The sequence below is a fragment of the Burkholderia sp. LMU1-1-1.1 genome (assembly GCF_040675865.1).
Taxonomy (GTDB): Bacteria; Pseudomonadota; Gammaproteobacteria; order Burkholderiales; family Burkholderiaceae_D; genus Rugamonas.
Genome location: NZ_JBEGHG010000012.1, coordinates 441,376 through 466,041, shown reverse-complemented (window position 1 = coordinate 466,041; position 24,666 = coordinate 441,376). Strand labels below are relative to the sequence as shown.

At 64.0% G+C, this 24,666-nt stretch carries 13 protein-coding genes; 3 read left to right on the top strand and 10 right to left on the bottom strand.

Going from position 1 to position 24,666, the window contains the following annotated elements; all coding sequences use genetic code 11:
* Positions 1-29 precede the first annotated feature (29 nt).
* From infB to MRBLMU1_RS13765, 10 genes are all read right to left on the bottom strand, one after another.
* Positions 30-2,900 (bottom strand): translation initiation factor IF-2, encoded by a 2,871-nt coding sequence (gene infB / locus MRBLMU1_RS13810; protein WP_363502207.1) that lies wholly within the window; start codon positions 2,898-2,900, stop codon positions 30-32.
* A gap of 46 nt (positions 2,901-2,946) precedes the next feature.
* The gene (nusA, locus tag MRBLMU1_RS13805) at positions 2,947-4,512 is read right to left on the bottom strand and encodes a transcription termination factor NusA (RefSeq protein WP_209726151.1); all 1,566 of its coding nucleotides are present in this window, start codon (positions 4,510-4,512) and stop codon (positions 2,947-2,949) included.
* Positions 4,509-4,997, bottom strand: a complete 489-nt coding sequence (gene rimP, locus MRBLMU1_RS13800) for a ribosome maturation factor RimP (RefSeq protein ID WP_209726153.1) — start codon at positions 4,995-4,997, stop codon at positions 4,509-4,511. The genes nusA and rimP overlap by 4 nt, the downstream gene beginning before the upstream one ends.
* Positions 4,998-5,318: 321 nt before the next feature.
* Positions 5,319-7,604, bottom strand: coding sequence for a pseudouridine synthase (locus tag MRBLMU1_RS13795; protein WP_363502204.1), 2,286 nt, complete (start codon positions 7,602-7,604; stop codon positions 5,319-5,321).
* Complete coding sequence (gene scpB, locus MRBLMU1_RS13790; protein ID WP_315221184.1) at positions 7,591-8,385, bottom strand: SMC-Scp complex subunit ScpB; 795 nt, start codon at positions 8,383-8,385, stop codon at positions 7,591-7,593. The genes MRBLMU1_RS13795 and scpB overlap by 14 nt, the downstream gene beginning before the upstream one ends.
* Before the next feature lie 318 nt (positions 8,386-8,703).
* Positions 8,704-9,729, bottom strand: a complete 1,026-nt coding sequence (locus MRBLMU1_RS13785) for a glucokinase (protein WP_363502202.1) — start codon at positions 9,727-9,729, stop codon at positions 8,704-8,706.
* Positions 9,730-9,906: 177 nt separating this feature from the next.
* A complete protein-coding gene (locus tag MRBLMU1_RS13780; RefSeq protein WP_363502200.1) occupies positions 9,907-10,869 on the bottom strand; it encodes a VTT domain-containing protein in 963 nt (320 codons plus the stop codon).
* A 70-nt stretch (positions 10,870-10,939) separates the two neighbouring features.
* Complete coding sequence (locus MRBLMU1_RS13775; RefSeq protein ID WP_363502398.1) at positions 10,940-12,676, bottom strand: ABC transporter ATP-binding protein; 1,737 nt, start codon at positions 12,674-12,676, stop codon at positions 10,940-10,942.
* Positions 12,676-13,707, bottom strand: a complete 1,032-nt coding sequence (locus tag MRBLMU1_RS13770; RefSeq protein WP_363502198.1) for an ABC transporter permease — start codon at positions 13,705-13,707, stop codon at positions 12,676-12,678. The genes MRBLMU1_RS13775 and MRBLMU1_RS13770 overlap by 1 nt, the downstream gene beginning before the upstream one ends.
* Complete coding sequence (locus MRBLMU1_RS13765; protein ID WP_363502196.1) at positions 13,704-14,642, bottom strand: ABC transporter permease; 939 nt, start codon at positions 14,640-14,642, stop codon at positions 13,704-13,706. Before MRBLMU1_RS13765 ends, MRBLMU1_RS13770 begins: the two co-directional genes overlap by 4 nt.
* A gap of 577 nt (positions 14,643-15,219) precedes the next feature.
* Here MRBLMU1_RS13765 and MRBLMU1_RS13760 point away from each other — a divergent pair.
* The 3 genes from MRBLMU1_RS13760 (at position 15,220) to MRBLMU1_RS13750 (ending at position 24,424) form a co-directional block, all read left to right on the top strand.
* On the top strand, positions 15,220-17,997 hold the full coding sequence (locus MRBLMU1_RS13760) for a TonB-dependent receptor (protein ID WP_363502194.1): 2,778 nt from the start codon (positions 15,220-15,222) through the stop codon (positions 17,995-17,997).
* Positions 17,998-18,434: 437 nt separating this feature from the next.
* Positions 18,435-21,107: a TonB-dependent receptor gene (locus MRBLMU1_RS13755; protein WP_363502396.1), complete on the top strand. Its 2,673-nt coding sequence runs from the start codon at positions 18,435-18,437 to the stop codon at positions 21,105-21,107.
* Positions 21,108-21,550: 443 nt separating this feature from the next.
* Positions 21,551-24,424, top strand: a complete 2,874-nt coding sequence (locus tag MRBLMU1_RS13750; RefSeq protein ID WP_363502192.1) for a TonB-dependent receptor domain-containing protein — start codon at positions 21,551-21,553, stop codon at positions 24,422-24,424.
* Positions 24,425-24,666 lie beyond the last annotated feature (242 nt).

The window sequence follows — 24,666 nt, the reverse complement described above, 5'->3', positions numbered from 1 at the left end:
ACTTGACCTAGTCCTACTGTCCGTAACGATTACAGCGTACGGGCGATTTCCTGAACTTCGAACACTTCCAGGGTGTCGCCAACCTGGATGTCGTTGTAGTTCTTCAGCGACAGGCCGCACTCCAGACCGGCGCGCACTTCTTTCGCGTCGTCCTTGAAGCGTTTGAGCGAGTCGATCTCGCCGGTCCATACGACGATGTTGTTGCGCAGCAGGCGTACCGAGGAGGCGCGCTTGACCACGCCATCGGTGACCAGGCAACCGGCGACCGCGCCGACTTTCGAGACCAGGATGACCTGGCGAATCTCGACTTGGCCGATGACGGTTTCGCGCTTCTCCGGTGCCAGCATGCCCGACAACGCCGCTTTGATCTCGTCGATCGCATCGTAAATGATGTTGTAGTAGCGAATGTCCACGCCGTTCGACTCGGCCAGCTTGCGCGCCTGTGCATCGGCACGGGCGTTGAAGCCGATGATGACCGCTTTCGAGGCCACCGCCAGATTGACGTCCGACTCGGTGATGCCACCGACTGCGGCGTGCACGACTTGTACGCGCACTTCCGACGTCGACAACTTCTGCAACGAGCTGACCAGTGCTTCCTGCGAACCCTGCACGTCGGTCTTGATGATCATCGGCAGGTTTTTGACTTCGCCTTCGGCCATCTGGTCGAACATGTTTTCCAGCTTCGCGGCTTGCTGCTTGGCCAGTTTCACGTCGCGGAACTTACCTTGACGGAACAGACCGATCTCACGGGCTTTACGCTCGTCAGCCATGACCATGACTTCTTCACCGGCTTGCGGCACTTCCGTCAGACCCTGGATTTCGACCGGGATCGAAGGACCTGCTTCGTTGATCGGCTTGCCGTTCTCGTCCAGCATCGCGCGGACGCGGCCATACGAGGAGCCCGCCAGAATCACGTCGCCGCGCTTCAGGGTACCGGACTGCACCAGGATCGTCGCGACCGGGCCCTTGCCCTTGTCCAGACGGCCCTCGACCACCAGACCACGCGCTGGCGCGTCGACCGGGGCTTTCAGTTCCAACACTTCGGCCTGCAGCAACACTTGTTCCAGCAGCGCGTCGATACCGGCGCCGGTTTTGGCCGAGACCGGCACGAATGGCGATTCGCCACCGTATTCTTCCGGCACGACTTGTTCGGCGACCAGTTCCTGCGTCACACGGTCGACGTTGCCGCCCGGTTTGTCGATCTTGTTGATCGCCACAACCAGGGGCACGCCGGCCGCTTTCGCGTGGGCGATCGCTTCCTTCGTTTGCGGCATCACGCCGTCGTCGGCCGCCACCACCAGAATCACGATGTCGGTCGCTTTCGCACCACGGGCACGCATCGCCGTAAAGGCTTCGTGACCCGGCGTATCCAGGAAGGTGATCATGCCGCGCGGGGTGTCCACGTGGTATGCGCCGATGTGCTGGGTAATGCCGCCGGCTTCGCCCGACGCCACTTTGGCGCGGCGGATGTAATCCAGCAGCGAGGTCTTACCGTGGTCGACGTGACCCATGACGGTCACCACCGGCGCGCGCGCGACGGACTCGAAGTGAGCGTGCTCACCCTGGTCTGCCAGCAGCGCTTCCGGATCGTCCTGTTCGGCGGCGAAGGCTTTGTGGCCCATCTCCTCGACCAGAATCATCGCGGTTTCCTGATCCAGCACCTGGTTGATGGTGCACATCTGGCCCAGCTTCATCAGCTGCTTGATGACCTCGGATGCCTTAACGGACATCTTGTGCGCCAGTTCGGCCACGGTGATGGTTTCAGGGACGTACACGTCCTTGATGACCGCCTCGGTCGGTGCCTGGAAGTTGGTTTCGCGGTCGTCCGAGTGCGAGCCGCGACGGCCGCCACTCTTGCCACCACTACGCCAGCCGTCACGGCCGCCCGAACCGGTGTTGCCACGGCCCTTGCTTGCGGTATTGCCCGGCGCGCCACGTTTCTTGGCGTCGTCCGACCAGGTCGACGAGACATTGGCCGACTTGATCGACTTCTTGTCGGCGGTGACCGGCTTCTTGTCGCCCGGCTTGTCGCCAGGCTTGGCGACGGCGCCGGTCGCAGGCTTGTGCAAGGTGCCTTCGGCAACCTTGGCCTTGACAGGCGCAGGTGCCGGCTCGGGGGCTTTGATGGCGCGGCGTGGCGCGTTCATCATGGCCTTGATCTGGGCGACCTCGTCAGCGACGGCCTTGCGGGCGCGGTCGGTGGCTTCGGCTTTTTCAGCGGCTTCCTTGGCGGCGGCGGCGGCCTTCTTCTTGGCCTCTTCCGCTGCGGCTTTTTTCTTCTCTTCAGCTGCGGCGTCGACGGCCGGCGCAGGCGCGGCGGCGCCGGCGTTGGTCGCGGCGGCGGCTGCCTTGGCGGCGGCTTTCTTCGCTTCGGCGTCGGCTTCCTTCTTCGCTTCGGCTTCGGCGGCGGCCGTGGCTTTCGCCTGGGCTTCCTTCTCGGCGTCCAGCTTGGCCAGACGGTCTTGCTTCTCGCGCAGCTCGGCTTCCTGACGCGCGATCAGTTCGGCCTGCTTGCGGGCGTCTTCTTCACGGCGGGCCACCTCGGCCGCGTCCACCACCGGCGCCACTGGGGCGGGGGCGGGAGCGGCGACGGGCTCGTCGCGCTGGACGAAGGTGCGAACCTTCTTCACAGCGACCTGGATCGTGCGGGCCTTGCCGTTGGCGTCGGCCTGCTTGATTTCAGTGGTTTCTTTGCGCGTCAGCGTGATCTTCTTCTTTTCGGTATCAGCCGATGCGCCGTGGGTACGACGCAAGTGATCAAGCAGCTTATCCTTATCATCTTTCGACAATGGATCTGACGTCGAACTTTTTTCGACGCCGGCAGAACGCAGCTGCGTCAGCAGCAAATCTGCAGGCATCTTCAGTTCGGTGGCAAATTGGGCTACGTTGTTACTCGCCATTCAGTCCTCTTTTCTATGTGTCGCGGAGATGATAAAGATACTCAAATTATGCCTTTGCAGATTCGGCAAGACTCCATGCCTTGGCCTGGAGGCCTTTGGCACGATCGTCGTACTTCGAGTCAACCAACTTCATCTCATCGTCGGTCACATCTTCAAATTCACTTGTAATCAGTGCGCGTGCACGGTCGGCGGGCAGGGCCAAAATGGCGCCAAACTCGTCGTAGGCCAGTGCAGCAAATGCATCGACAGTCTTGATACCAGCCAGGCCCAGCTTGCCGGCGGTGATGCGGTCCATGCCTTCCAGACCGACCAGCGCCTCGTCCATGCCTTCCAGGCCTTCTTCCGAAGCGATCGCTTCGGTGACCAGGGCGTCACGGGCGCGGGTGCGCAGTTCGTTGACGGTATCTTCGTCAAACGATTCGATTTCCAGCATTTCGGAGATCGGCACGTAAGCGATTTCTTCCAGGCTGGCAAAGCCCTCTTCCACCAGGATGTCGGCGACTTCCTGGTCGACGTCCAGTTTTTCCATGAACAGTGCGCGCACCGCCGCGGTTTCCTGGGCTGCCTTGTCGGCCGATTCCTCGGCCGTCATGATGTTGATCTTCCAGCCGGTCAGGTCGGAAGCGAGGCGCACGTTCTGGCCGGAACGGCCGATCGCGATCGCCAGGTTTTCCTCGTCGACGACGACGTCCATCGCGTGCTTCTCTTCATCGACCATGATCGACGACACGTTGGCCGGGGCCAACGCGCCAATAACGAACTGGGCCGGATCTTCCGACCACAGCACGATGTCGACGCGCTCGCCGCCGAGCTCGCCGGTGACGGCCTGCACGCGCGAACCGCGCATGCCGACGCAAGTACCGATCGGGTCGATGCGCTTGTCGGCCGTGTAGACGGCGATCTTGGCGCGGACGCCGGCGTCGCGGGCGGCCGATTTAATTTCCAGCATGCCTTGCTCGATTTCCGGCACTTCCAGCTCGAACAGCTTCATGATGAAGTCCGGCGCGGTGCGCGACAGGATCACTTGCGGGCCGCGCATATTGCGGTCGATACGCAGGATGAAGGCACGGACGCGGTCGCCGATACGCAGGTTTTCCTTCGGAATCATCTGGTCGCGTGGCAGGCGGGCTTCGATCTTGCCCGACTCGACGATCGCGTCGCCGCGTTCCATGCGCTTGATGGTGCCGGTCACGAGCGAGTCGCCGCGCTCGAGGAAGTCGACCAGGATCTGTTCGCGCTCGGCGTCGCGCACACGCTGCAGGACCACCTGTTTGGTGTCTTGCGCGAAGCGGCGGCCGAATTCGACGGACTCGATCGGTTCTTCGATGTGATCGTCCACTTCGATGTCAGGGATTTGTTCCTTGGCTTCGAAGTGCAGGATTTCCTGGTCCGGCAGTTGCAGACCCGCCTCATCGGGCACGACGTGCCAGCGGCGGAAGGATTCGAACTCACCCGACTCGCGGTCGATCGAAACGCGGATATCGACTTCACCTTCATAGCGTTTCTTCGTGGCTTGCGCCAACGCGAATTCCAGCGCGCCGAAAACGACATCTTTATCGACGTTTTTTTCACGCGCCAGCGCGTCTACCAATAACAAAACTTCGCGACTCATGCTTTGCGTCCCTTAAAATCCACCTGCGGCACCAAGCGTGCCTTATCCACGTCGGCGAGCGTAAACTCCAACAGCGCCGGACCATCATTGCTATCAAATTCCAACGACAAATTATCGCCCTGGGGTTCTTGCAGAACGCCCTGGAACGATTTCCGGTTGTTCGTACCCGGCATTGCGGTGCGCAGTTTGACGATTGCTTCGCAACCGGCAAAACGCACGAAGTCTTCCAGCTTGCGCACCGGACGATCCAGACCCGGCGACGAGATTTCGAGGCGTTCGTAATTGACGTTCTCGACCGTCAGCACATGCGACAGCTGGTGGCTGACCGTGGCGCAATCCTCCACGGTGATCGGGCCTTTTTCTTCCGCGTCGGCCGCGCTGAAATCGATAAACACGCGCAGCAGTCCGCGCTCGGCCCGTTCGACATCAACCAGCTCGTAGCCCAGACCCATGACGGTCTTTTCAATTAGTTCCGGCAGCTGCAAGAAATTCTCCAAATCAAGGCCTGTTTGCAATTATTCAAAACAGGCCGTACAAAACGCTTTAACAAAAAAAAAATGGGCATCTGCCCATCTTCTTGTAATACCTAGCCAGATGAAAGGATTCCTGGGGAGCTACCCGCGAAGAACTTTTACTAGGCTGGTTATTATAACCTTATCTGGTCTTCGCTGCAATCAGCGCATAACACAAATAAGGCCAATGGACCAGAAAACAAGCGGCCTGTTTGGCAAACCAGGCTGCCGACCCGTTGGGTACCGGCGCCATCCCGTAGGACGGATTGGCGCGCGCTAATCCGTCCTACAAAATCAACCCTTACGGCGACGCGGCATGCCGTGATCGATGGCGCCGCCGCGTGGCGGCTGGTTGCGGCGCGGCGCGCCGGCGTTACCGAAGCCGAAAGTCGTCTGCAGCGGATCGGGCTGGCGCGGACCGCGGTTTGGACCTTTGGCCGACTGGCCGCCGCCCATACCGCCCTGGCCGCCTTGACCACCCTGGCCTTGAGGACGACCCTGACCTTGCGGACGACCCTGGCCGCCGCCGGCGCTGCGCGCCGGACCTTCGCCCAGCGGACGGCCACCGGCGTAACCGCCGATACCTTGCGGACGGCCACCCGGACGGCCCGAACCCTGCGCGCCGCCTGGACGGCCCTGGCCGCCACCCTGGCCCTGGCCATTGCCGCCCGGACGACCCGAGCCTTGCGCGCCACGGCCATTGCCGCCGCCGTTCGGACCGCCGGCGCCGCCGGCGCCATTGCCCGGACGACCCTGGTTACCGAAACGCGGACCGCGCTGCTGCTTGGCGAAAGGCATCGCGTTGTCGTTGCTGACATCGGCGCGGTTGAAGTTCGGCTCGTCGCCGTCATCCTCGTCGTCGTCATCATCGCGGTCGTCGAAGTCGGCGCGGCCGCGCTGCGGACGCTTCTCCGGACCCTTGTTCTGGCCGGTCGGCTTGGCTTGCTGCGGGCCTTTGCCGCGCGGCGCCGCCGCCGGAGCTTCGCTGCCTTTTTTATCGACGCCGTAGGCGGCCAGCAGGTCGCGCACGGTGTTTTCTTCCATCTCTTCCCAACGGCCACGCTTCAAGCTGCTGGGCAGCGTCATCGCGCCGTAACGGGTACGGATCAGCCGCGACACGGTCAGGCCGATCGCCTCGAACATGCGGCGCACTTCGCGGTTACGGCCTTCGCCGATGATCACGCGGTACCACTTGTTGATGCCCTCGCCGCCGCCGTCGGCGATCTTGGAGAACTGCGCCAGGCCGTCTTCCAGCTCGACGCCGGCCAGCAGCTTCTGGCGCATGCCCTCTTCCAGCACGCCCAGCGTACGCACCGCGTATTCACGGTCGATGCTGTAGCGCGGATGCATCAGGCGGTTGGCCAGGTCACCGGAAGTGGTGAACAGCAGCAAGCCTTCGGTGTTGAAGTCGAGGCGGCCGATGGCCAGCCATTTGCCGGCCTTCATCGTCGGCAGGCGGTCGAACACCGATGGACGGCCGTCCGGGTCGTCATGGCTGACGATCTCGCCGGCCGGCTTGTGGTACACCAGCACGCGCGGCGGCTTCTTGCTGACGCGGCGCTGGATCAGTTTGCCGTTGATGCGCACGGCATCGGTCGGCAGGATGCGCTGGCCGATGTGGGCCGGCTCGCCGTTGACCGACACGCGGCCGGCAACGATCAACTCTTCCATGTCGCGGCGCGAGCCGAGACCGGCTTCGGCCAGCACCTTGTGCAGCTTCGGCGCGTCGTCTTCCGACGTCAGGTCGCGGCGCACGGCTTTCGGCGCGTTGCGGCCCTTGCCGGTTTCTTCGCTGTCGAAGGCGTCCGAGGTCACGTACGAGAACGCTGCGTCGGCATCGTTGCCCTTGCCGGCGTTGCCGAAGGCGCCATGGACGCGCTGCGGCTTCGGTCCCTTGCCACCGCGGCCGGCTTGCTTGCCGTTGCGCTGCTGGCCTTCGGGACGCGGGCCACGCGGCTTGCCGTTCGGCTGGCCGCCCTCTTCGACTGGCGCCGTTTCGCCTTCGGCCGCGACCACCGGCTCCGGACGCGGCATCGTCGCTTCGCGCAGGGCGCGTTGCTCGCGCATCTGGCGCGGACCGCGCGGGCCGCGTGGGCCACGGTCGCTGCGCTCGCGCTGGCCGGCGGGCTGGCCTTCCTGGCCTTCCGCACCAGCAACGGCTGCGGCAGGAGCGGCTTGCGCTTCCACTGCCACGGCCGGCGATTCGGCCGAAGCCGTCACGGCGGCCGGCTTCTTGGCGCGTGGCGGCTTGGCCGGCGCTTTGGCCGCCGCCTCAACTGGCGCGGCTTGCGGCGCGGATTCAACGGCCTGAACAGCCTCGACAGCAACCTTGGCGACCGGTTTGGCGCGCGGCTTTTTCACCGGCACTGGCGCGTCGTCGGCGGCAGCGGCGGCAGGCGCCACGGCGTCGACGGCGGCTTCGGCCTTCGGCTTGCGCTTGGCCTTGACGGCTGGAGCCGCCTCGGCGGCGCCGGATGCGACCGCATCGGCTTCGATCTGTGCTTTGGTGCGGCGTTTTGGCTTGGCGACCACTTCTGCGGTGGCGTCGTTGACTGTCTCGGGGGTATTAGATTTGTTCATTATTCGTTTCTTGGTTGTGCTCAGCGTCAACCGTTAAATCTGGCGCATGGTCGTGATTGATTGCTTGCTGGCCGGCTTCCGGGCTAGTCGCGGCGTCTACTGCTTCGTCGGCCACTTGCAACTCGCTATCCGTACCATCTCGTTGTTGCGCGACGCTTTCGCTGTGCGCGGCTTTGTCAAAGTTCTCTTGCAGGGCCGCCTCCAGCGCTTCCATATCCGGACCGCCACCCTGCACATCGCTCAATTGCTGCAACGGCGGCAGCTGGGACAGCGAATTCAATCCCAAATCATCCAAAAACTGCTTGGTCGTGCCCAGCAACGCCGGGCGGCCCACGACGTCGCGGTAACCGATGGCGTCCACCCAGCCACGGTCTTCCAGCATTTTGATCGTCTGTGAATTGACGGCTACGCCGCGTATCTCTTCGATATCGCCCCGCGTGACCGGCTGCCGGTACGCGATGATCGCCAGGGTTTCCAGCGTCGCCCGCGAATACTTGGGCGGTTTTTCCGGATTCATCCGGTCCAGGTACAGCTTCATCTCGGGGCGGCTCTGGAAGCGCCAGCCGGTCGACAGGCTGACCACCTCGATACCCTTGCCGGCCCAATCGAGCCGCAGTTCTTCCAGCAATTCCTTGATCGTATCGGAACCTACTCCGGGACCGCGTGGCCTGCCCTGGTCGTCGACATCGACATACAGCTTCTTCAGACTGTGGATCGACAACGGCTCATGGGCGCATAGCAAGGCGGTTTCGAGGACTCTTTTAGCCTCAGCTGTATCCATAGCAATCTTGTGGTTGCATTGTCATGCAAAGAAAGAAATCAATCACATTCAGTGAGGCACTGGCCGCATTCAAGATGCCGCCTGCCGGAGTACTCGCTGAAGCTGTTTTCCGAGCCCGGGCGATACGCGCCGGGCGGGAGAGAGAGGCATGCCGACGACGACCGAGGCCGCCGCTTTTCTACGTGAAACGCGACTGCGAAACGCGATTTTCGGGCGAAAACATGCGAGACCAATCAATGACGTTTCATCCTACAAGCCGAATTGTACCCGATAAAAGCGCAAAACGCGCGTTTCGGCCACATCGAAGTGTAACTTGACTTACGCAGCAGAAAGTCTTTCCGATAATATTGCGGAAACACCAACGAAGGCCGGATACTCGGCGGTGATGACCCAGGTGGGCACCTGGCACAGGTATTTGTTGAAGCGGCCCTTCTGCTCGAAGCGCGCGCGGAAGCCGGATTTGTCGAAGCGCTCGCCCAGGCGCGGCACGATTCCGCCACCTATATAGATACCGCCTTGCGCACCCAGGGTGATGGCGATATTGCTGGCGATGGTGCCCAGCATGCGGCAGAAGGTCTCGATGACGTCGTCGCACAGCGGGCACTCGCCGGCCAGCGCGCGGGTGGAGATGTCGGCCGCGCTCAGCGGTTCGGCGGCGACGCCCTGCTGGTCGGCCAGCGCGCGGTAGATCAGTTCGATGCCGGCGCCGGACATCAGGCGCTCGGCGGACACGTGTTCGAATTCTTTCCAGGCGAATTGCAGGATCGCCACTTCTTTCGCGTTGACCGGCGAGAAGCTGACGTGGCCGCCCTCGCTCAGCAGCGCGGTCCAGCCATCCTTGCCCGGGATCAGGCCCGAGACGCCCAGGCCGGTGCCGGCGCCGATCAGGCCCAGCGGCGTGCCGGGCACGGCCACGCCACCGCCGACCTGGTGCTTTTGCGTCGCCGACAGTTGCGGCAGCGAGCTGGCCAGCGCGGTGAAATCGTTGACGACCACCAGGATGTCGAAATTCACTTCGCGGCGCAGCGCCTCGATCGAGAACTGCCAGTGGTGGTTGGTCATGCGCACCATGTCGCTGGTCACCGGATTGGCGATGGCGATGGCGCCATTGCGGATGCCGGTGACGCCCTTGCCGGCCACGGCTGGCGAGCCGAGGTAGGCCACCAGCGCGTCGGCGATGGTTGGATAGGCGGCGCAAGGCAGCACTTCGATCGCCTCAATCTTGCCCGGGGCGGTCTCCAGCGCGAAGCGCGCATTGGTGCCGCCGATATCCGCTAGCAGACGCGGGCCGCCGATGTAGTCGGTGGTCGGGGAGGATGGCGATTGGAGGGACTGGGCTGTCATGGTCGGTCGAAAATAGTTGAGGCCTAAGCTTAAGGTATTTTCACTATTACAGGCAAGTGGAGTTTGTAGTTTTAGTACAGTTAGGCACCGTTTGCCACACGGAATTACTTTTGAGAATTTATTTTGAGTAGTATGACTACCGTGCGCGTTGCGCCGTCCGGGAAGGATGATGGCGGCTTACGCCGCCGGCGCGGGATCGATCGCCTCGTTGGCCGCCGGCTCGCGCGTGCCGAACCGCGCGTTCCACGCGTCCAGGCCGCCATGCAACGGCCGCGCCAACGTGAAGCCGTGCGCCTTCAACTCCTTGGCCACCTGCGCCGACGTGACATCGTTGGGGCAACTGCAATACACAACAATATGCCGCCGCTTGTCCAGCGCGATGATCTCGGTGCTCGGCTCGCCGCCCTTGAAGAACAGCGCGCCCGGAATGGCAGGCTCCAGCATCTGCGCCGTCACGCTGCGCGCATCGACCAGCACCGGCTCATGGCCCTCTTCCATCAACTGCTTGAAGTCGTCCACCGTCACCCGGTCGATCTGCACGGACTGGCGGAAACGCTTGCGCTCCACATATTTATACGCGATGAACAGCGCCAGCAGCGCGCCTAATACCATCAACGCCGTCGAGCCCAGATCGCTCAAGGTGGTCAACACCGAATCGATACTGGAATGGAAGAACATGCCGATCGCGATGCCGGTGCCGCTCCACAACGCCCCACCGAGCACGCTATAGCCGAGAAAAACCTGATACCGCGTGCCCATGGCCCCGGCCAGCGGCGAGGCGATGGTGTTAAACCCGGGAATGAACTTGGCCACGATCAGCATCTTCGGCCCCCACTTGGTGAAGCTGTCCTCGGTCTGGCTCACGCAATAATCGGGGGAGAGCGAAATCCTGCACAGCAGCTTGAGGATGCGCTTGCCATAGAAGCGCCCCATGCGGAACCAGAAACCGTCGCTGATCAAGCAGGCGCAGATGGCCGCCGCCAGCACGGCGGGCCAGCTGAAGTCGCCATCGACGGACAGGGCGCCGGCGACGATCAGGATCGGGTAGGCAGGAATCGGCATGCCGATCTGCTCGATCAGCACGATCGCAAACACGATCAGTACGCCATATTCCTGCAGTAGGTGGATTAAGTTCGGCATTCGTATATCTTAACTTAAAAATCGCTTAACCGTTCCCTGCGCGCCCCACGCGCGCCGCCCTCGCCGCCCCTCACGCGCGCCCCGCGATGGCCGCCAGCAGGGTCCGCGTGTACGGGTGCTTGGGATCGCGATACAGCTCGTCGGAACCGGCCAGCTCCACCACCGCGCCCTGCCGCATCACCATCACCTGGTCGGCGATATATTTCACCACCGACAGGTCATGCGAGATAAAGATGTACGACAGTCCGAACTCGTCTTGCAGATCCTGCAACAGGTTGAGCACCTGGGCCTGCACCGACACATCCAGCGCGGAGACCGACTCGTCGCACACCAGGATCTCCGGCTTCATCGTCAGGCAGCGCGCGATGGCGATCCGCTGCCGCTGGCCGCCGGAAAACTCATGCGGATAGCGCTGGAACGCGGACACGGGCAAGCCTACCTTTTCCAGCAAGGCATAGGCGGCGGCGGTCCGCTCGCGGTCGTCGGCGCCGATGCGGTGGATGCGCATCGGCTCCAGCAATATCTGGCCGACGGTGAAGCGCGGGTTCAGCGACGCATACGGGTTCTGGAAAATGATCTGGATGCGCCGCTTGTAGGCCTGGAACTCGCGCGCCGTCATCGACAGCAAGTCGCGCCCCTCGAACAGGGCGCTGCCGCCGGTGGCCTGGTGCAGCCGCAGCAGGGTCAGGCCGACCGTGGTCTTGCCGGAACCGGATTCCCCCACCACGCCCAGCGTCCTGCCGCGCGCCAAGGTGAACGACACATCGTCGACCGCCTTGAACTCGCGCTTGCCGAACCAGCCCTCGCGAAGATAAAAGCTTTTACTCAAATTGTTCACCACCAGCACCGGCTCGTCGTCGGGCCGGTAGCCGCGTTCGCGCTCCAGCGGATGCAGCAAGGTCACCCCCTGCCCCTCGGCGATGTCGCCGCCAGCGAAGCGCTGGCGCTCCCCGGCCTCGGCCTCTTTCATGTAGTCGGCGATCACCGGCAGGCGCCACGGCCGCTGGTCCAGCCTCGGCCGGCAATGCAGCAGCGCCTTCGTATACGCGTCGGCCGGTTCGCCCAGCACCTGCCGCGCCACGCCGGCCTCGCGCACCTCGCCATGGCGCATCACGACCACGTGGTCGGCGATCTCCGCCACCAGCGCCAGATCGTGCGTGATCAGCAGCACCGCCATCGCCCGGCGCTTTTGCAAGCTCGCGATCAGCGCCATGATCTGCTTCTGGATCGTCACGTCGAGCGCCGTGGTCGGCTCGTCGGCGATCAGCAGCTTCGGTTCGCAGGCGATCGCCATGGCGATCATCACGCGCTGCTGCTGGCCGCCGGACAACTGGCTCGGATAGGCGTCGATTTTCACCGCCGGATCGGGGATGCCCACCTCGTCGAGCAACTCCAGCGTGCGGCGCCGCGCCTGCGCCCGCCCCATGCCCAGGTGCAGGCGCAGCACCTCGCCGATCTGCGATCCCACGGTGAACACCGGATTGAGCGACGACATCGGTTCCTGGAAGATCATCGCGATCTCCTTGCCGCACAGCGCGCGCCGCTCCGCCGCCGGCAATGTCAGCAACTCGCGGCCGTCGAAGCGGATGCCGCTCGACGGTCCGATGACGGTGGTGTCCGGCGCCAGCAGCCCCATCACCGCCAGCGAGCTGACCGACTTGCCGCTGCCGGACTCGCCCACCAGCGCCACCGTGCCGTTGCGCGGCACGTTGAACGACACGCCCTTGACGGCTTCGACGGTGGTGTCGCGGTCGATCCGGAAGGCGATCCGCAGCTGGCTCACTTCCAACAGGATATCGTCGGCCATCATTTCACCTTCGGATCGAGGGCGTCGCGCAGCGCGTCGGTCAGCAGCGAGAACGCCGTCACCAGCAGCGCCATGGCGATGGCGGCGGCCGTCAGCTGCCACCAGCGGCCGAGGATCAATTCGTTCTGCGCCTCGTTCAGCATGCTGCCCCAGGACACCACGCCGACCGGCACGCCGAAGCCGAGGAAGCTCAGGATGACCTCGGCCTTGATGAAGCCGACCACCAGGATCGACAGCTGCACCAGCGCCACATGGCTGACATTGGGGAAGATGTGCGAGAACATCTTGCGCCAGTGCGAGGCGCCGATGGCGTCGGCGGCCAGCACGTACTCGCGCCCCTTGTGCTTGATGTACTCGGCGCGGATCAGCCGGTAGGGACCGGTCCAGCCGGTCAGGCCGAGGATCAGCACGATGGTCGCCACGCCGCGCTGCTGCAGCACGGCCGCCACCGCCAGTATCATCAGCACCGACGGGATGGCCGTGAAGATGCTGTAGAACCAGTTGAAGACGTCGTCCACCACGCCGCCCCAGTAGCCCGACAGCGCGCCGAACACGGTGCCGATGCCGACCGCCAGCGCGGCCGCCGCCAGGCCGACCACGATCGAGGTCTCGCCGCCCTTGATGGTCTTCTTGATGATGTCGTGTCCCCATTTGTCGCCGCCGAACGGCAAGGTGGCGCGGCGCGCCCGCGCCGGCGCGGCGTCGTCGCGCGCCGCCAGCTGCGCCTTCAACGAGCGGATGTCGTCGGCCAGCGGATCGAAGGGGTTGTCCGGCAACGCGGCCTGCTCCGGCAACGCCACGGACGGCGCCGCGCCGGCAACACCGGCGCCGACAAAGCCCGGCGGCGCGTAATTGACGCCGACCTCGTCCTCCCAGTCGGCGGCGACCAGGCCACTGGCCGACAGCGCCAGCATCAGCAGGAACGCCGCCACCACCGCCAGCGACAGCATCGCCACGCGGTCCGCGCGCAGTCGCCGCCACGCCAGGGTCCACAAGCCGGCCGGCGGTCCCGTCAGGGTCGCCGCCGTCATGCGAGCTTCACCCTTGGATCGAGCGCCTGGTACATCAAATCCGTCAACAGATTGAAGACCATGGTCGCCACCGCCACGTAGACGGTGATGGCCTTGATGACCGGAAAATCGCTGCGTTCGACCGCCAGGATCACCTCGCGTCCGATGCCGGGAATGCCGAAGAAGCGCTCGAGCAGGAAGGCGCCGATCAGCAAGGCCGGCAGGCTGGCCATCACATGCGTGACGATCGGGATGGCGGCGTTGCGCAGCACGTGCACCCACATCACGCGCCGCTCGCCCAGCCCCTTGGCGCGCGCCGTGCGCACATAGTCCTGCCCCACCTCGTCGAGCACGAAGCTGCGGTACAACCGCAACGTCGGCGCGATCGACACCGCCAGCCCGATCAGGATCGGCAGCGCCGCGTAGCGCAGCAGGTTTTCGCGCAAGCCCTGGCCCCAGCCCTGCACCGGGAACAGGCCCATCTTGTAAGCCAGGCCGTACTGCAGCACGATGATGTACACCAGGATGCTGATCGACATGCCGACGGTGCAGGCGATCATCACCGCGCGGTCGGTCAGCGAGCCGCGCACGAAGGCGACCGCCAGCGCCAGCGCGATGCCGATCAGGGTTTCCAGCACGGTCAGCGGAATGAGCACCGTCAGCGACGGCCCCAGCCGCGTGGCGATGATGTGCGACACCGGCTCGCCGGTCGCCCAGCTCAGGCCGAAATCGAAGGTGACGATCTGCCGGATGAAGATCCACAGCTGCATCGGGTAGGACTGATCGACGCCGAGCTGGTGGCGGATGTTGGCGATGGCCTCGGCATTGGCCATTTTGCCGGCCAGGATATAGGCGGGATCGCCGCCGACCCAGTTAAACAACATAAACACCAGCAACACCACGCCCAGCATCGTCGGCAGCATCTGCCATACGCGGCGCACCACAAAAGCCCCCATCCCGCGCTTCTCCCCTATGCCGACGTTACGCAACCCGAATTTCCACCCGGGCAGTTATACCCGATCCGGCGGCCGCTGACTACGCCGGGCCGCGCCTGTAAGTGTCGGTGGCCGGCGCAGCCGGCCGCCAGCCGAATTATAAGCAGCGCCGATCGGACAAACTTTCGCTTGGAAATCCGCATTCTGTCGCCTAAAAGTAACACATGACAGCATTGTTACAGTTTAATTTCCGGCGAAAACCGAGCTTCCCGGAATTTTATTAACGTTTTCGTCATTAGCGAAAAACCAAATATTTTCGCAAAGTTACTCGAACTTAGCGGCCACTTAGCGCCATTTCGGTACCGACTATCACTTTGGACCCGGCGCGAGGCGGCGCCGAACAAGCCGGACGAAACAATTTCGATACGAATGGGCCACGTTGACACCCCGGCAAGCCCGATGCTCTTATAAATAATAGAGGAAAGAAAATTTCTCGCACGAGAGCGCCGCCATGTCGCGATCGGCCTCATGGCCGGCGGCTCATTTTAGGGTAGTCCCAGTTCAGTTGGAGAGTGTCAGCATGATGATGGAAACAGTATTGTCCCGTTCAGTACGCCTTATTTTCTCGGGCGGCATCGCCGCCGCCGGCTTGATGTCCGCGCCCGCCATGGCGCAAACGACCGACGCGCCGATCCAGCGCGTTGAGATCACCGGTTCGAGCATCAAGCGCGCGACCGCCGAGACGGCGTCGCCGGTGCAAGTGATCACCAGCGAGGACCTGCTGAAATCGGGCAAGGGCACCGTGTCCGAATACCTGCAAACGCTGACCGCCGACGGCGCCGGCTCCCTGCCGACCGGCTTCGGCAACGGCTTCGCGGCCGGCTCGACGGCGATCTCGCTGCGCGGCCTGGGCGCCACCTCGACCCTGGTGCTGCTCAACGGCCGCCGCATGGCGCCGTTCGCGCGCGCCGACGACGGCCAGAAAAGCTTCACCGACCTGTCGACCATTCCGATGCAGATCGTCGAGCGCATCGAGATCCTCAAGGACGGCGCCTCGTCGACCTACGGCGCCGACGCCATCGCCGGCGTGGTCAACATCATCCTGCGCAAGGACGTCGAAGGCCTGACGATCAAGGGCGACACCGGCTGGTCGCGCTACGACGACGGCAAGCAGAACAAGGCCTCGCTGACCTACGGCAAGGGCAACCTCGACAGCGACAAGTACAACGTCGTCTTCAACGCCGAGTACTTCCAGTCCGACAGCATCAAAAACAGCGACCGCAAGGACCGCGCCTGGATCGGCAAGTCGGACCTGCGTCCGTACGGCTACCCGGTCGGCACCCAGTTCGCGGCCGGCTACATCTCCGGCGTCAACACCGCCAGCGCCAGCCCGACCGGCTCGATCCGCAACCCGGCCAACAACAACTACGTTTCGCTGCCGGGCTGCTCGACCCTGTCGGCCACCAAGGACCAGACCGGCTCCGGCGGCGGTTGCCTGTGGCACCAGGACCAGTTCCGCGACATGCAGCCGCAGATCGAATCGACCAACCTGTACACCCGCGGCACCTGGCAGATCAACGACGACACCCAGGCCTACGCCGAAGCCGGCTACTCCAAGCGCAACACCTCGTTCACCCTGACCCCGCCGTCGGTCACGCCGACCGTGGCCTTCCCGCCGAACGCGGCCAATCCGCTGGGCTTCATCAACTACGGCAACATCGCCCTGCTCGGCGCGACCCACCCGCAAAACCCGTACGGCGTGGCCACCCGCCTGCGCTACTCGGCGTTCGACGTCGGCCCGAGCACCCGCCACGCCAACAACGAGTTCACCCGCGCCGTCATCGGCATCAAGGGCTCGGCCATGGGCTGGGACTACGACACCGGCTACACCCATTCCGAGTCGACCCTGGACCTGGAATACACCAACATGCTCAACATGAAGGTGCTGCGCTCGGCGCTGGGCGATCCGACCTCGCAGTACTTCCCGTACTACATCGGCGACCAGGCCTCCCGCAACCCGGCCTCGCTGTACGCGGCGCTGCGCGTGAACGCCACGTCGAAGTCGACCACCAAGCTCGACATCATCGACTTCAAGGCGTCGCGTGAACTGTTCGCCCTGCCAGGCGGCAACATGGGCCTGGCCATCGGCGGCGAATACCGCAAGGAACAGCTGTCGAACCCATCGCTGTCGGGCTCGGAAGACGGCACCATCAACTCGAGCTACGTGGCCGCCTTCGGCGACACCAAGGTCAAGGCGATCTACGCCGAGATCCTGGCGCCGGTGATCAAGACGGTCGAACTGTCGGCCGCCATGCGTTACGACAAATACGACAACTTCAGCTCGTCGACGCCGAAGGCCGGCATCAAGTGGACCCCGGTCAAGAGCTTCGCGCTGCGCGGCACCTACACCGAAGGCTTCCGCGCACCGGGCGCGGCCGAAGGCAACGCCACCTCGCAATCGACCGGCTCGGCGCCGGTGCGCGATCCGGTCCGTTGCCCGGGCGGCGTGCCGGCCGCCGGCGGCGCCACCGCGACCGACTGCGCCCTGACCGTGGCCGCCGTCAAGGTCGGCGATCCGAACCTCAAGCCGGAAGAGTCCAAAGGCAAGACCCTGGGCCTGGTCTGGGATCCGCTCGACGGCACCAGCCTGTCGCTCGACGGCTGGACCATCAAGCGCAGCAACGAGATCAACTCGCTGCCATACGACCAGGCCGCCGCGCTGCCAACGGCCGTGCGTAACGACAACAACCTGATCGTCAACGGCGCGGCCATCCCGAACACCGGCACCCTGGTGTTGACGCAGGCGCCGTACCGCAACTCGAGCTACACCAAGGTCAGCGGCGTCGACCTGGACGTCAAGCAACGCTTGCGCCTGGGCGCCTACGGCCGCGCGGTCGTCGGCCTGACCTGGACCCACGTGGCCTCGTGGCTGCGCGCCGAGTCGGCCACCAAGACCTACCAGTACGCCGGCACCCACGGCAACTGCGACACGTCGAACTGCGCCGGTACCCCGAAGAACAAGATCAACCTGATGGCTTCGTGGGATCTGGGCAACCTGAACGTGACGGGCAACGTCAACTACCGTGAAAAAATGCGCAACACGGCCGACGCCGCCTCGTTGTGCGCCAACACGCTGGTGAGCGGCGCCAACGCGCCAAACGCCAAGTGCGAGATCTCCTCGTTCACCACGCTGGACCTGTCGACCCGCTACGCGGTCAACAAGCAGCTGACCCTGTTCGCGTCGATGAACAACGTGCTCGACAAGGTCGCGCCGCTGGATCCACAGACCTACGGCGGCATGAGCTACAACCCGATGGACGCTTCCGGCGCCATCGGCCGCTACATGAAGGTCGGCGCGAGCTACAAGTTCTTCTAACCGCCTGACGGCCGGTTGAAATGACCCCGAGGGGCGGCGCTGCGGCGCCGCCCTTTTTTTGTCGCAAAAATGTAACGCCGAGTATCTTTCCTGTCAGAAAATTATGACTTCCGGTTGTGCACCATGCTGTGGCGCCGCAACGACACCGCCCAATACATTCGCTTCTTTTTTGCCAATTCGTCTATGTTTCGCAGCACCGTTCCCCCCTCCGCACCAAATTAGAACGTTTTTTGGCGCCAAATTGGCGCTGGCGCTGTTCGCATGAAATCCGGCGTTTTGGCGGGATGCGCAAAACTTTCTACGTTGACAGGCGATATCGCGTGGTGATCTGATGGGGAACGGGGAAAACGTCACGTTTTTCCCACTGGCATGTGCCGACAGAAACATCGATCACCCACGTGGTCGCCAACAAAAAGAATTGGGAGAACAACACAATGATGGTTGAAACAACATTGGCACGATCCGTACGCATCGTCTGCGCCGGCGGCTTGCTGGGCCTGGGACTAATCGCGCCAGTCGGTCAAGCGCTGGCGCAAACCACCGACCAGCCGATGCAGCGCGTCGAAGTGACGGGCTCGTCGATCAAACGCCTGGTGTCGGAGACGGCCAACCCGCTGACCGTGTTCAAGGCCGACGATTTCGTCAAGCAGGGCCTGACCACGGCGCAGGAAGTGCTCGACCGCATCCCGTCGAACAGCTCCAGCTTCGGCGCCGGCAACGTGGTCGGCGGCAACAGCAGCGGCCTGCCGACCGGCGGCGCGGCCAGCGCCGACTTGCGCGGCCTGGGCGGCGACAAAACGCTGGTGCTGCTCAACGGCCGCCGCATCGCCAACCATCCGTACGACGGCGCCAGCGTCGACCTCAACATCATTCCGGTGTCGGCCCTCGAACGGGTCGAAGTGCTGCGCGACGGCGCCTCGGCCATCTACGGCACCGACGCCATCGGCGGCGTGATCAACTTCATCACCAAACGCTCGGTCAACGCCACCACCATCACCGCCGAGGCGGTACTGCCGCGCGCCGCCGGCGCCGACGAGAAGCGCGTCAACATCTCCAGCGGCTTCGGCGACCTGGAAAAAGACGGCTACAACGTCTTCGGCGTGTTCGACCACCACAAGATCGACATCCTGACCTCGCAGCAGCGCGACTTCTCCAAGACCGGCGTGATTCCGTCGCGCGGCCTGGAGCTGACCTCCGGCACCACCTTCCCCGGCAACTATTTCGATCCGGGTTCCAGCGTCACCGGCAACCCCGGCTTCGCCACCGGCTGCGACGCGCCACTGTCGGTGCCGCGCGCCAGCAACGGCACCTGCCGCCAGGATTACACGCGCCAGATCGACGACCTGCCAGAGCAAAAACAAACCGCCTTCTTCGGCAAGGCCACCTTCAAGCTCAACAACGACCATCTGGCCTCGATCGAGTACCTGCATTCGGAAAACGACGTCGTCTCGCACACCGCGCCGCCGCCGCAGACCGGCCTGCTGCTGCCGACCACCAGCAAATACTACCCGGGCAACTCCGGCGGCGTGCCGGCCATGCCGGGCCTGTCCGGCCAGCCGCTGTCGGTCAACTGGCGTCCGACCGAAGCCGGCCAGCGTGAAATCAATTCCAAGGGCGCGGCCGACCGCTTGGTGTTCTCGGTCGAAGGCCTGCTGGCCGGCTGGGACTACAAAACCGGCTTCAACCTGTCGGAAAGCCGTTCGGCCGAATACTTCACCGGCGGCTATGTGCGCGACGAAAGCTTCGCCGCCGGCGTCGCCAACGGCATCCTCAATCCGTTCGGCAAGCAGGACGCCGCCGGCAAGGCCTACCTCGACAGCACTGCGCTGCGCGGCCAGGTCCAGAAGGGCAAGACCCGCAACACCGGCATCGACGCCAAGGCCAGCCGCGAGCTGATGGACCTGCCGGGCGGCAAGCTGGCGGTGGCCGTCGGCGGCGAACTGCGCCGCGAAGAGGCCGACTTCAACGTCAACCGCGACATCGCCGGCCAGGCGACCAGCTCGGGCCTGTCCGGTTCGCAGTCGACCTCCGGCGCGCGCACCATCAAGGCCGTGTTCGGCGAAGTCAACCTGCCGCTGATCCAGGACCTGGAAGTGCAGCTGGCCGCCCGTTTCGACGATTACAGCGACGTCGGCAACACCACCAACCCGAAACTGGGCGTGCGCTACCAGCCGACCAAGCAACTGGTGCTGCGCGGCTCGGCCTCGACCGGTTTCCGCGCGCCGACCCTGTTCGAGAAGAACGCGCCGCAGTCGAAGAACGACACCAACAACTCGTACAACGACCCGATCCTGTGCCCGGGCGGCGTGCTGGCGAACAACCCGATCGCCAACCCGCTGCGCGATTGCGACCTGCAACAGTTCAAGCTGCAAGGCGGCAACCAGAACCTGAGCCCGGAAAAATCGAAGACCTTCGCCTTCGGCGTGGTCATCGAGCCGATCCCGCAGGCGACCCTGTCGGTCGACTACTGGAACATCAAGCTCAAGGACAAGATCAACGCCCTGCCGGAGGAAGCGATCTACGGCAACTACGCCAAGTACCAGGAGCGCTTCCTGCGCAACCCGGACGGCTCGCCGTACGCGATCCTGGATTTGAAGGAAAACCTGGGCAAGGTCAACACCGACGGCCTCGACGTGAGCCTGACGATGCGTTCCGGTTCCACCCCGTACGGCAACTTCACCTTGACGGTCGACGGCACCTACGTCCACAAGTATGAGTACCAGGACGAGCGCGGCGGCCCGTACACCCAGAACGTCGGCCGCTACGCCGCCAACAATCCGGTGTTCCGCTGGAAGCACAACGCCGCGCTGAACTGGCGCCAGGGCGTGTGGGCCGCGACGTTGGCGCAGTCGTTCAAGTCCGGCTACACCGACCAGAACCTGGACATCGAAGACCAGTACCTGAACAAGGTGCCGTCGTACAGCCTGTGGAACCTGTCGGGCACGTACACCGGCTTCAAGGGCGTGAGCCTGACCGCCGGCATCAAGAACCTGCTGGACAAGGACCCGCCGTTCTCCAACCAGGGCACCTTGTTCCAGAAGGGTTACGATCCGCGCTACACCGACGCCGTCGGCCGTGCGATCTACCTGCGCGGCAGCTACACCTTCTAAGCCATCGCGTCGCCCACGCCAGCCCCCGGCTGGCGACGACCCGGACCCGCCGACAGGCGCGTCCGGGTTTTTTCATGCCCAGACGCACCTGTGGCATAAATGTAACGTTCTGTATAACCATTAATGCAGATTCATGGTCCTTGATTTTGCACAAACATGTTACGTCTAAACAAGCGAACGCCGGATATTCGCTTCGTTTTTAAAAGCAAATCAAACTTTCAACACATTCCAATTCGCAATGCACCAAATTAGAGCGCTTCTTTCCCCGGATTGGCGCGGCTACGGTGGGCCGAACAAAGACACGGCGGTGCTTTTTTACATAGCTTTGCACATTGACAGTAAATCACGCCGGGTGATCTGATGAACGGATGAAGAGCGTTCTCTTCGCCGGCGGCTCGCCGATAACAACAAATGTTCAGCGTTTTAAATTGGGAGAGCAACATATGATGGTTGAGACAGTATTGGCACGTTCCGTGCGTCTGATGTGCGCCGGCGGCCTGGTCCTTGGCATGCAGGCGGCCGTGGCGCAAACCTCGGATGCGCCCGCAGACAGCATGACGCGGGTGGAAATCACCGGCTCGTCGATCAAACGAATCGCCAAGGAAGGTTCGCTGCCGGTGCAGACGCTGACCCGCGCCGATATCGATCAGAGCGGCGTCAACAACGTTGCCGACCTGGTCGCCCAGCTGCCGTCGATGCAAGGCTTCATCACCTCCTCCGCCTCCGTCAACGGCAACGGCGGCGGCGTGCAGACCGCTTCGGTGCACGCGCTCGGCACCCAATACACGCTGGTGCTGCTCAACGGCCGCCGCATGGCGCCGTACGGCACCGGCAGCGCCGTCAACCTGGCCAGCATCCCGCTGGCGGCCGTCGAGCGCGTCGAGATCCTGACCGACGGCGCCTCGACCCTGTACGGCTCGGACGCCATCGCCGGCGTCATCAACTTCATCCTGAAAAAGAACCAGCGCGACCTGATCATCGACGGCACCTTGACCGCGCCGGAAAAAGCGGGCGGCCACACCACCAACTTCTCGATCTCCAAGGGCTTCGGCGACCTCGACACCGACGGCTACAACATCCAGCTGTCGTACAGCCACGACGAGCAAAAGGCACTCAACGCCAACCAGCGCAGTTTCGGCAACTCGGGCGTGCAAAAGTTCACCAACAACGGCAAGCAGTACGCGACCTGGCAGACCAGTATCAACTCGACCCCGGCCAACGTCGAAGTGATCACCCCCAACGACGACGTCGTCCTCAACACCGACCTGCTCAACAAGGGCGGCTGCACCCAGGCCAACACCTTCTCGCGCGGCGGCGCCTGCCGCTTCGACTACGCCGCCACCGTGCAGCTGCTGCCGCAGTTGAAGCGCGATAGCGTGTTCGCCAACGGCAGCATGAAGCTGGGCAAGGACACCACCATGTTCAGCGAACTGGTGCTGTCGAAGTTCACCAACACCGCGCGCTACGCGCCGGCCGCGCAGCCGCTGACCGTGTTCAGCACCGACCCGGTGTCGGGCGTCAAGACCGTCAACAACAGCTACCTGGGCGCGTATAACAGCTCGGTCGTGCCGCTGCTGGCCGGCCAGGGCATCAACGCCAACGACGTCACCGACGCGCTGCTGTACTACCGCGGCGCCGACGCCGGCGGCCGCACCGACGAATACCGCACCGACGCCGCCCACTTCGTGGTCGGCGTGGACACCACGCTGGCCGGCTGGGACATGGGCGCGGCCTACACCCACTCGCAGAACAAGCAGATCGACACGGCGGTGGCCGGCTACATGAGCGGCGACAAGTTCGAGGAACTGGTGCGCACCGGCGCCTACAACCCGTTCGTCTCCAACCCGGGCGCCGCCGCCACCCTGGCCCCGGCCGTGCTGCAGCAGGAGCTGGGCGTGGTCAAGTCCAAGATCGACGTGGTCAGCGCGCAAGCCTCGCGTGAAGTGTTCACCCTGCCGGGCGGTTCGGCCTCGCTGGGCGTGGGCGCCGACTTCACCAAGCAAAGCTACAAGGACAATCCATCGCGCATCAACATCGGCCCCGGCCCCGGCAATCCGGGCTGGACCGACGTGACGATCGGCGGCGGCACCGGCTCGCAGCCGCTCGACGCCAGCCGCAATAACTGGGGTAGTTTCGCCGAGTTGCTGATGCCGGTCATGAAGGACCTGGAAGTGACCACCGCCGTGCGCTACGACAGCTACGACGCGGTCGACAAGAAAAACATCAGCTACGATTCGAGCGGCAATCCGTCGCCGGCGGGCAAGGTCGGCGAGGACGTCGCCAAGGCCACCTACAAGCTGGCCGCGCGCTACACCCCGACCCAATCGCTGCTGCTGCGCGGTTCCTACGGCACCGGCTTCAAGGCGCCGACGATGAACAACATCGCCGACCCGCTCAAGAACGCCGGCTCGTCGAACGCCTTCGCCTGCCCGGTCAAGGCGCCGGACCCGCGCGCGGTCTACTGCCGTCCGGGCTCGTCGGAATACGGCCTGCTCGACCGCGGCAACCCGGCCACCGGCGCCGGCTCGCTGCAGGCGGAAACGTCCAAGCAGGCCACGCTCGGCTTCCGCCTGGAGCCGACCACCGCCATCTCGTTCGGCCTGGACATGTGGGACGTCAAGCTGAAGAACCAGATCCGCACCTTCTCGCAGGACCAGCTGTTCACCAACCCGGTGCTGGCCAACCAGTGGATCGCGGTCTACGCCGACCCTATCCAGAAGAGCAACGTGCTGGTGGCCGTGCGCTCGCCGCTGAACCTGGCGTCGTCGCACTTCCGCGGCATCGACTGGGACAGCACGCTGCGCGGCAACACCCCGATCGGCCGCGCCAGCGTCAACTGGACCGGTACCTATATGCTCAAGGCCGAGCAGGACGTGCCGGGTGTCGGCCTCGAGAAATCGATCGGCCGCTTCAACTCCTACGACGACGTGGTGTTCCGCGTGGTGTCGAAGCTGGTGTTCGCGCTCAAGACTTCGGACAAGCTGAGCAACTCGATCACCGTCAACTACCGTTCCGGCTACCATGACAAGCCGATCAGCGAGGACGACGCCGCCGTGCGCGTGGTCAACGCCGACGGCAGCATCGGCGGCGTGGCGGCGATGGAGCGCGACGTGCGCTCGTACACGACGGCCGACTATCAGATCAAGCTCGACTATGTGAAGAACCTGACGATCACCGCCGGCATCCGCAACCTTCTGGACGAGAACCCACCGTTCTCGGTGCGCAACTCGGGCGGCGGCAACCAGGTGGGCTACGACGGCCGCTACGCCGATCCGCTGGGCCGCACCTTCTACCTGACCGGCACCTACCGGTTCTAAACCAGGGTTCCCTGACCCGTTCCAAGCCCGGCCGCCGCCACGCGCGGCGCGCCCCACGGCCCGGTCGATACGTCGACCGGGCCGTTTTCATTGCGTGCCGGAAACGCGCTGCGGCGGATGTGGCAAAAATGTAACGCGACGGCCCGTATCAGGGCAAATTTACCATGACGAACTCCGCACAAGGTCCCGCACGCCCCGCGCGCGTGGGGTCCGGATATTCACTTCTTTTTTGATAGCAAACC